7 protein-coding genes are annotated in these 8,247 nt (G+C 68.8%); 6 read left to right on the top strand and 1 reads right to left on the bottom strand.

Translation table 11 applies throughout. The features are described 5' to 3' along the window. Positions 1 to 31 precede the first annotated feature (31 nt). Together D6718_05585 and D6718_05580 are read left to right on the top strand one after the other, a co-directional pair. Complete coding sequence (locus tag D6718_05585) at positions 32 to 979, top strand: hypothetical protein (GenBank protein ID RMG46480.1); 948 nt, start codon at positions 32 to 34, stop codon at positions 977 to 979. 31 nt (positions 980 to 1,010) lie between these two features. Continuing rightward, positions 1,011 to 1,853: a class I SAM-dependent methyltransferase gene (locus D6718_05580; protein ID RMG46479.1), complete on the top strand. Its 843-nt coding sequence runs from the start codon at positions 1,011 to 1,013 to the stop codon at positions 1,851 to 1,853. Here D6718_05580 and D6718_05575 read toward each other — a convergent pair. Next, a complete protein-coding gene (locus tag D6718_05575; GenBank protein ID RMG46478.1) occupies positions 1,843 to 2,469 on the bottom strand; it encodes a sulfotransferase family protein in 627 nt (208 codons plus the stop codon). The genes D6718_05580 and D6718_05575 overlap by 11 nt on opposite strands. 194 nt (positions 2,470 to 2,663) lie before the next feature. Between D6718_05575 and D6718_05570 the strand changes: the two genes are divergently transcribed. Genes D6718_05570 through D6718_05555 form a run of 4 tightly spaced genes read left to right on the top strand, consistent with a single transcriptional unit; the run spans position 2,664 to position 7,868 of the window. Then, on the top strand, positions 2,664 to 4,811 hold the full coding sequence (locus D6718_05570) for a nucleotide pyrophosphatase (GenBank protein ID RMG46477.1): 2,148 nt from the start codon (positions 2,664 to 2,666) through the stop codon (positions 4,809 to 4,811). Continuing rightward, positions 4,808 to 6,799: a hypothetical protein gene (locus tag D6718_05565; protein ID RMG46476.1), complete on the top strand. Its 1,992-nt coding sequence runs from the start codon at positions 4,808 to 4,810 to the stop codon at positions 6,797 to 6,799. The genes D6718_05570 and D6718_05565 overlap by 4 nt, the downstream gene beginning before the upstream one ends. A gap of 21 nt (positions 6,800 to 6,820) precedes the next feature. Next, the gene (locus D6718_05560) at positions 6,821 to 7,015 is read left to right on the top strand and encodes a hypothetical protein (protein ID RMG46475.1); all 195 of its coding nucleotides are present in this window, start codon (positions 6,821 to 6,823) and stop codon (positions 7,013 to 7,015) included. 31 nt (positions 7,016 to 7,046) lie between these two features. Next, a complete protein-coding gene (locus D6718_05555; GenBank protein ID RMG46474.1) occupies positions 7,047 to 7,868 on the top strand; it encodes a hypothetical protein in 822 nt (273 codons plus the stop codon). Positions 7,869 to 8,247: the final 379 nt, after the last annotated feature.

The raw sequence follows: 8,247 nt of genomic DNA, 5'->3' as shown, positions 1-8,247 counted from the left end.
GGGAAACCGCCGGGGGCGCCTCTCCGGAGTCATGATGCGCCGGACCGCCGCCTCACGGCCCTCGGTCGGTTTTCCCGAGCCGCCGCTCACCGGGGAGCTGGCCGTCGAGCTGCCGCCCGGCACCCGCTGCGGTGTTCTCCTCAGCCACGACGTCGACCACCTGAGTCTCCGGGAGCATTTCGTCGACGGGTTCCTCCTCCGCTACATGGTCAACCTGTTCCGGCAGAACCTCCTGCGCCGCCGCCCCAGGCCCTGGAGGCTGCTCGACGGGCTGTTCGGCGTCGCGGCGGCAGCGGCCGGCCGCGACCGGTGGAGAACCGTTCCCTCCCTCATCGATGCGGAGCTCCGGGCGGGGCTCCCCAGCACGTGGTTCGTGGCGGTTCGGCCGGGCCGCGGGATCGCCTACGGGCGGAGCGAACTCGTCGGACTCCTCGACCGCCTGTCGCGGTCCGGAAGGGACATCGGGCTCCACGGCCAGGTCCACACCGACGGTGCGGCGCTGGCGGAGGAGGTGGAGACGCTCCGCCGGCTCTCCGGCCGGCCGGTCGAGGGCCTGCGGATGCACTACCTCAAGCTCAGCCGGGGCGTGCTGGACGGCATGCAACGGGCCGGTCTGCGCTACGACTCGACCGTCATGGACCGTTCCCGTCTGGATCCGCGGGTCCATCCGCTCGCGGCTCCCCGCCTCATGCGCGAGGGGGTGATCGAGGTGCCGCTGCATGTGATGGACTCGACCCTCTTCTCGGTCACCGGCCTCGGGCTGTCCGGGGACGAGGCGATCGCCTACACCCGCGAGCTTCTCGACCGGGCCAGGGAGCTCGGGCGCGTGGTCGTGCTGAACCTCCACCCGAACGCCTACTCGCGTCAGACACCGGAGATCCGCCGGTGGTACGACTGGCTCCTCGGCGAGATCTCCTCCCGATCCGACATCTTGCCCACCGATTTCCGGGGGCTGCTGCCCCGGATCGTCCGGCCGTGAGCCCAGCCTCGCTCCGGGAGGAGGATCCGCGTTGAAGCTCGACGAGTTCAAGGCGGAGTTCTGGGAACGGACCGACTACGACCGCGCCTTCCGCGGCAGCTTCGGCCGTTACATGACGGAAATCGAGCGGGCTGCGCTGGAGCGGGTGATGGGGGACCTGCGCGCTCCGGTGCTCCTCGATCTGGGATGCGGCCACGGGCGGTTCCTGCGCTGGCTGGCTCCGCGCGCCGGGCGCCTGGTCGGCCTGGATCGGTCCGGGCGGCTGCTGGGCGTGGCCTCGGAGAGCCTCGCGCGGCAACCGCTCGGGATCCCGGCCGCGCTGCTGCGGGCCTCGGCCACCGCGATTCCCCTGGCCGATGCCTCGATCGACGCCGTCACCTGCGTCCGGGTGATCCAACACATACCGCAGCAGGACCTCGTCCTGCACGAGATCCGGCGGGTTCTGCGCCCGGGGGGCACGCTCGTGCTCGTCCAGTACAACTGGGCCTCCCCCCACGGGCTCGTGCGGGCGGTCAAGCTGCCCGTGAAGGCGGCGCTGCGGAGCCTGCTCCGCCGGTTGGGGCGACAGCCGCGATTCGACGAACGCACTCGCTGGACCTGCTGGCCGCTGCTCAAAAGACAGCTCCACAGGGCCGGTTTCGGGATCGACGCGGCGACCGGGGCGTGGATCTTCCCCCTCCAGTACTTCCGCCGGCGGAGATCCAACGACGCGTTCCGTCCGTTCCTCCGGCTGGCGTTGGCGGCGGAGAAACTGGCCGACCGCACTCCCTTTCGGTTCGCGGGCGGCTACCTCGTCGTGCGCTGCCGCGCGCGGGGGGCTCCCGCCGCCCGGCTCGGGCGGAAACCCCGCGGCGGTTCGGCACTCAGCCGCTGAGTTCCTCGGCGCGGTTGCGGTGGAGGCTCGGATCGACGGCGCCGGCCATCCGCTCGACGTCCAGAGGCCGCCCGACGAAGGCGGCGATCCGCTTCGCCTGGCCGAGGGGATCCCGGAGGACTTCTCGATGCTGGACGTAGATCGTCTCGAACCACGGGCGGCGACGCAGGATGAACCGCACTTTGTCCAGGTGCTCCTCGTACAGCCGGCGCATCTGCGCATCGTCCCCTTCGGCCGGCTCCCCGCGACGCAGGAGCATCTTCCGCTGGGAAGCCAGGACCTCCGTGAGGTCCCGCTGCATGAAGACGACCTTGTAGTTGTTCGTCCCCGGAAGGTGGAGCAGGAGCTGGGAGATGATCTTGACCGCCTTGCCGCGCGCTTGCCGGAGCCAGGACGTATCCCCGCCCTTGTCGAGCTCCTTCACCCGCTCCAACTCGAAGTAGCCCTTGGGGTTGTCCTCGTCGGCGGTGCGGATTCCGTCCACGACGAGCGGCATCCCGCCCGCCTCCAGCATCCGCATCGCCATCGACGTGCCGGAGCGGGGAAGCCCCGAGACGACCACGATGGGCTCGCCGAAACGGATCCGGCGCCACCACTTTTGTGCCGCGCTGCTCATCGGTGTCCTGCCTCCGCCGCCGCCTCGCACCGGATCCCCCGGCGCTCTGGAACTTCCCGTGCGGGCGGGCATAATGGCGGACCTGCGCCGCCCGCCGCCCGGACCGATCGTTGTCTATAGCACATCGGGACGGCGGGGACCGCCGGCCAGCGGCGGGACGGGGGCCGGGAGCGAACCTGGATGGGCACTTGCGGATGATCGGAACCGGCAGGCGGGTGGGGGCGGCGGCGCTCGTGCTCGCGTCCGCCGCGGCCTGGCCGGCGGCGGCCTACATCGGACCGGGGGCGGGGTTCGCCCTCCTCTCCTCCTTTCTGGTGGTGTTCACGACGATCCTCCTGGTGATCGTCACGCTGCTCGTCTGGCCGTTCAGGGCTTTGTACCGGCTGATCCGGCGGAGGCCCCGGGCGCGGTCGAGGATCCGGCGCCTCATCGTCGTCGGACTCGACGGGCAGGACCCGCGGCTCACCGACCGCTTCATGGCGGACGGGAAGCTGCCGAACTTCAAGCGGCTGGCCGAGCAGGGGTGCTATCACCGGTTGGCGACCACCTTCCCCTCGGTCTCGCCGGTGGCCTGGTCCTCGTTCAGCACCGGGACCCACCCCGCCCGGCACAACATCTACGATTTCCTCGACCGGGACCGCCGCACCTATCTGCCGATGCTCTCGTCGACGCGAATCGGCTCGGTCGACCGGTTCCTCAAGATCGGCCGCTACCGCATCCCCCTCTCGAAGCCCGAACTCCGACTGATGCGGAAGTCGAAGCCGTTCTGGTCCATCCTCGGGGAGCACCGCATCTGGAGCACCGTCCTGCGGGTCCCGATCACGTTTCCGCCCGACAAGTTCTACGGTGCGCAGTTGAGCGCGATGTGCGTCCCCGATCTGCTCGGGACGCAGGGAACGTTCCTCCTGTTCACCAACCGGCCGGCCTCCGGCCGCTTCAAGGAGGGGGGCGAGCGGATCGAGCTCAAGGGGGGGAACGGCGTTTTCGAGGCCTCCATACCCGGTCCTCCCAACATGTTCGTGGAAGGCTCACCGCAGCTCGAGATTCCGATGACCATCCGGCCGCGCCCGGGCGGCGGGGCGGAGGTCGAGCTCGACGGCGAGCGGCACGAGGTCCCTGCGGACCGCCTGAGCGGCTGGATCCGCCTCGTCTTCCGCGCCGCGCCGGGGATCAAGATTCGCGGCCTGTGCCGCATGCGTGTCGTCGAGAATGGCGAGCACTTCTCGCTCTACGTGACCCCGCTCAACATCGATCCCGAGTACCCAGCGATGCCGATCTCGCACCCCTCCTACTACGCCACCTACCTGGCCAAGAGGATCGGATCGTTCTGCACGCTCGGGCTCGCGGAGGACACCTGGGCGCTGAACGAGAAGGTCACGGACGACGCGACCTTCCTGCAGCAGACATGGGACATCGACCGGGAACGGCGCGCGATGTTCTTCGACGCGCTGAAGAAGCTGCGCCGCGGTACGCTCGTCTGCGTCTTCGACGCCACCGACCGCATTCAGCACATGTTCTGGCGCTACCTCGAAAAGGGCCACCCGGCGGCGCGTGACATCCGCGATCCGGAGTACGCGGACGCGATCGAGGATCTCTACCGCCGGAACGACGAGCTGATCGGACGTGTGATGGCAGAGCTGCGCGAGGGCGATGTCCTGATGGTCATCTCCGATCACGGCTTCACTTCCTTCCGGCGAGGGGTCAATCTCAACGCCTGGCTTCACCAGAACGGCTATCTCGTCCTGAAGGAAGGTGCCGACGGCTCGGCGGAATGGCTCCGCGACGTGGACTGGTCGCGCACCAGGGCCTACGCGCTGGGGCTCACGGGCATGTACCTGAACATCAAGGGCCGGGAAGCGCAGGGGATCGTCGAGCCGGGCGAGGAGGCGGAGGCGCTGAAACAGGAGCTGATCGCCCGGTTGAGCGGACTGGTCGACGAGGAGGGCGAGGCGATCGCCATCCGCGAAGTCTTCGACACCGCCAAGCTTTACGACGGCCCGTACCTCGGAAACGCGCCGGACCTGCTGATCGGCTACAACCACGGCTATCGCGTCTCCTGGGACTGCGCGAGCGGCGTCGTCAACGGGCCGGTGTTCGAGGACAACGTCAAGGCGTGGAGCGGGGACCACTGTGTCGACCCGCGGCTGGTTCCGGGCGTGTTCTTCTGCAGCGAACCGATCGACCGGAGCGATCCCGCGCTGATCGACATCGCTCCGACCGCACTGGAGCTGTTCGGGCTCCGGCCGCCCAAGCACATGGACGGGCGGCCGCTGTTCGGATCGGAACGCCCGATCGGAAGCAGGCCGGCGGCACCGCGCGCCGGAGACGGAGAGAAAGGATGACCCAGCGCCACGGGCTGATGGTGCGCTGCCTCCTGGCCGCGGCCGTCGTCGCGGCCGCCGCCGCGGTCCATGCCCAGGAACTCCCGGAGAAGCGCCTGATCGTGCTGGGCTTCGACGGGATGGATTACGAGCTGACGTCCCGGTTGCTCGCGGAGGGGAAGCTGCCGAACCTGGCGCGCGTCGCTCGGAGCGGTCTGTTCCGGCCGCTGGGAACCGCGATCCCTCCGCAAAGTCCGGTGGCGTGGTCCGACTTCACCACGGGGATGGACGCCGGGGGCCACGGCATCTTCGACTTCCTTCACCGCGACCCCCTCACCTATTTTCCGAAGTTCTCCACCAGCACGGTCGAATCGGGTGACGGTCCCGCCGTGCGTCTCGGCTGCTGGCGGTTTCCGCTCTGGGGCGGCGAGACCAAGCTGCTGCGTCATGGCAAGCCCTTCTGGCAGGTTCTCGAGGATCACGGCATCGAGACGACCGTCGTCCGCATGCCGGCGAACTTCCCCCCCTCAGGCCTGGCGACGCGGGAGCTGAGCGGGATGGGGACCCCGGACCTGATGGGCGGGTACGGCGAGTTCTCCTTCTACACCACCGATCCCAGCAAGGCCTCTCTCCGCGTGTCCGGAGGCGCGGTCTACGCGGTCGCGGTGGAGGACGGCGTCATCCACGCCGCGCTGCACGGTCCCGAGAACCCCCTGTACACCTGCGGGAAGGCCGATCTCGAGGCGCCCTTCACCGTCTACCTCGATCCCGACGAGGAGGTGGTCAAGCTGGTCGTGGGCGACGAGGAACGGCTGCTGCGCGCCGGTGAGTGGAGCGACTGGGTCCCGGTGTCTTTCTCGCTCGGGGCCCCGGCCGGCCGCCTCGCGCGGCCCTTCCTGTCGCTCGTCGCCGGTTCGATTCCGGCGATCGCGCGCTTTTATGTCCGGTCCGTGCACCCGCAGTTCGAGATGTACGTGTCGCCTCTGAATCACGATCCGCGCGATCCGGCGATCCCCCTGTCTCATCCGGCCTCCTTCGCGCAGGAACTGGCGGAGGCGACCGGCCTGTTCTACACGCAGGGGATGCCCGAGGACACGAAGGCCCTCAAGAGCGGCATCCTCACCCCGGAGGAGTTCCTCCAGCAGGCACGCCTGGCCGGCGAAGAGATCGAAGAGCAGTACAAGTACGTGCTCGACAAGTTCGCGCGGGGGTTCCTTTTCTACTACTTCGGGAACGTCGACCAGGTTTCCCACATGATGTGGCGGTCGATGGACCCCGATCATCCCGCCTACGATCCGGTCCGAGACGCGCCCTTTGCCGGTGCGGTCGAGGAGGTGTACCGGCGCATGGATCAGATCGTCGGCTACACCCTCGAGCATGCCGGCGACGATGTCGAGCTCATCGTGATGTCGGATCACGGCTTCACGAGTTGGCGGCGCACGTTCAACCTGAACTCCTGGCTGCTGCAGAACGGTTACCTCGTCCTCTATGATCCCTATGCCGACACGGGAAGCATCCTCTCGGGCGACGTGGACTGGTCGCGCACCCGAGCCTACGGGCTGGGGATCAACGGCCTTTACGTGAACCTGAAGGGCCGCGAGAAGCAGGGGATCGTCGCGCCCGAGGAGCGCCTCGCCCTGCTGAGGGAGATCGGCCGGAAGCTGCTGGAGACGGTGGACCCCGAAACCGGGCAACCGGCGGTGACGAAGGTGTACATCCGCGAGGAGACCTACCACGACCGCGGCCAGCTCGAGGTCGGACCGGACATGATCGTGGGCTACGCCAAGGGAACACGCTGTTCGGATCCGTCCGTGCTCGGCGACATCGAGGAGAATGTCTTCGCCGACAACACATCCTGGTGGAGCGGCGACCACTGCATGGATCACGAGGCCGTGCCGGGCATCCTGTTCAGTTCCGTGCCGCTGGACCGCCCTCCCCGCAACCTGCACGAACTGACCGGCACGATTCTGGAGCGGTTCGGGATCGACCCGGCCGAACTGCGGAAGTGAACCTGGGAGGCACGAGGACTCATGTTCGGTTCCGGCAAGATCAAGATCGACAAGGATCTTCTCGCCAAGGTGAAGCGTTACGCGGACATCGCCGGATACTCGTCCGCCGAGGAGTTCATCACCCACATGCTCGAGAAAGAGCTGGCGAAGCTCGAGGACGCCGACTCGGAAGAAGAGGTGAAGAAGCGGCTCAAGGGCCTGGGCTACATCTCGTGAACCCTGTCTTCCCGGGCGGACGGGACGCGCCATGTCCTACCTGAACCAGGTACTGCGGGCCCTGTTCGACGGGCTCCTGCTCCCTTTCCGGTCGATGCCGCCGGTGATCGGCCTGGTCGTGGTCTCGCTCCTCTCGGCGATCCTCGCCCTCATCGTCTTCAAGAAGACGTCGAACCAGGATCGCATCGCCGAGGTCAAGCGGCAGATCCACGCCTGCCTGTTCGAGATCCGGTTGTTCAACGACGACCTGCGAGCGATTTTCCGGGCCCAGGGGGAGCTGCTGCGGCACAACCTCCACTACCTCGGGCTTTCCCTGGTCCCGATGGCGTTCATGCTCGTCCCGTTCGCGCTGGCCTACTTCCACCTCGAGCAGCACTATGGCTACCGCCCCCTGCGTCCCGGCGAGGCGGTGCTCGTCCGTGCCCTGGTGGGGGAGCCGATCGAGACGCGCCCCGAGGTGGCCCTCGAGGCGCCGGAGGGCATCACCGTCCTTGCGGGGCCCGCCTGGTTCCCCGCCGCCCGGGAGATCGACTGGAAGATCCGGCCGGAGGTCGAGGGGCGGTTCGCTCTCGCCCTGAAGGCCGGCGACCGCGTGCTGACGAAGACCCTCCGCGTCGGTGGAGGGGTGCAGCGCGTCTCGCCCCGGCGTCCCTCGCCGCGGTTCGCCGACGAGCTGCTGAACCCCGGTGAAGACCCCCTACCCGGAACGGGGCCCGTGGCAGCGATCGAAGTTGCCTATCCTCAGCGCCAGTGGCGGTTTCTCGGCGCGGAGATGCCCTGGTGGGTGGGCTGGCTGGCGCTGATGCTGCTGTTCGCGCTGGCGCTCCGGAACCGCATGGGAGTTTCGATCTGATCCGAGTTGCCCGCGCGGCGGTGCGCAACCGCTCCGGGGCGCCGGCGGGGATGCGTCCGTTCCCGCCTCCCGTATCCCGAACGCGAGCCCGATCGGCCCTTCCGCCGCCTCCCGGCTCCCGCCTCCCCTAGCGGAGGATTCCGTCCGCCGCTAGCTTCCGCCTATCGGTTCCGCGGGCACCGGCGCGCCGCCGAAACCGTCCGGCGAGCCGGGTCCCCCGCTGCCCCGACACCGCCTTCCGCGGCCGCGGCGGTCCGATGGCCCATCGTGCGGGAAGGTAACCGGCCCGCGGGACGAGCACGTGGCGCCGCCCAGGTCGGCACCGTCGCACTCCTCGGCGCCGGGTTCCCTGACGCCGTCCCCGCAGCGGTTCTCGGCG

The sequence above is a fragment of the Acidobacteriota bacterium genome, from assembly GCA_003696075.1.
Classification (GTDB): domain Bacteria; phylum Acidobacteriota; class Polarisedimenticolia; order J045; family J045; genus J045.
This window is presented reverse-complemented; position numbering and strand designations above follow the sequence as displayed.

Coding starts and splice junctions, on each gene's coding strand:
- D6718_05585 (RMG46480.1), top strand. CDS start 32: ATGATGCGCCGGACCGCCGCCTCACGGCCCTCGGTCGGTTTTCCCGAG.
- D6718_05575 (RMG46478.1), bottom strand. CDS start 2,469: ATGAGCAGCGCGGCACAAAAGTGGTGGCGCCGGATCCGTTTCGGCGAG.
- D6718_05570 (RMG46477.1), top strand. CDS start 2,664: ATGATCGGAACCGGCAGGCGGGTGGGGGCGGCGGCGCTCGTGCTCGCG.
- D6718_05565 (RMG46476.1), top strand. CDS start 4,808: ATGACCCAGCGCCACGGGCTGATGGTGCGCTGCCTCCTGGCCGCGGCC.
- D6718_05560 (RMG46475.1), top strand. CDS start 6,821: ATGTTCGGTTCCGGCAAGATCAAGATCGACAAGGATCTTCTCGCCAAG.
- D6718_05555 (RMG46474.1), top strand. CDS start 7,047: ATGTCCTACCTGAACCAGGTACTGCGGGCCCTGTTCGACGGGCTCCTG.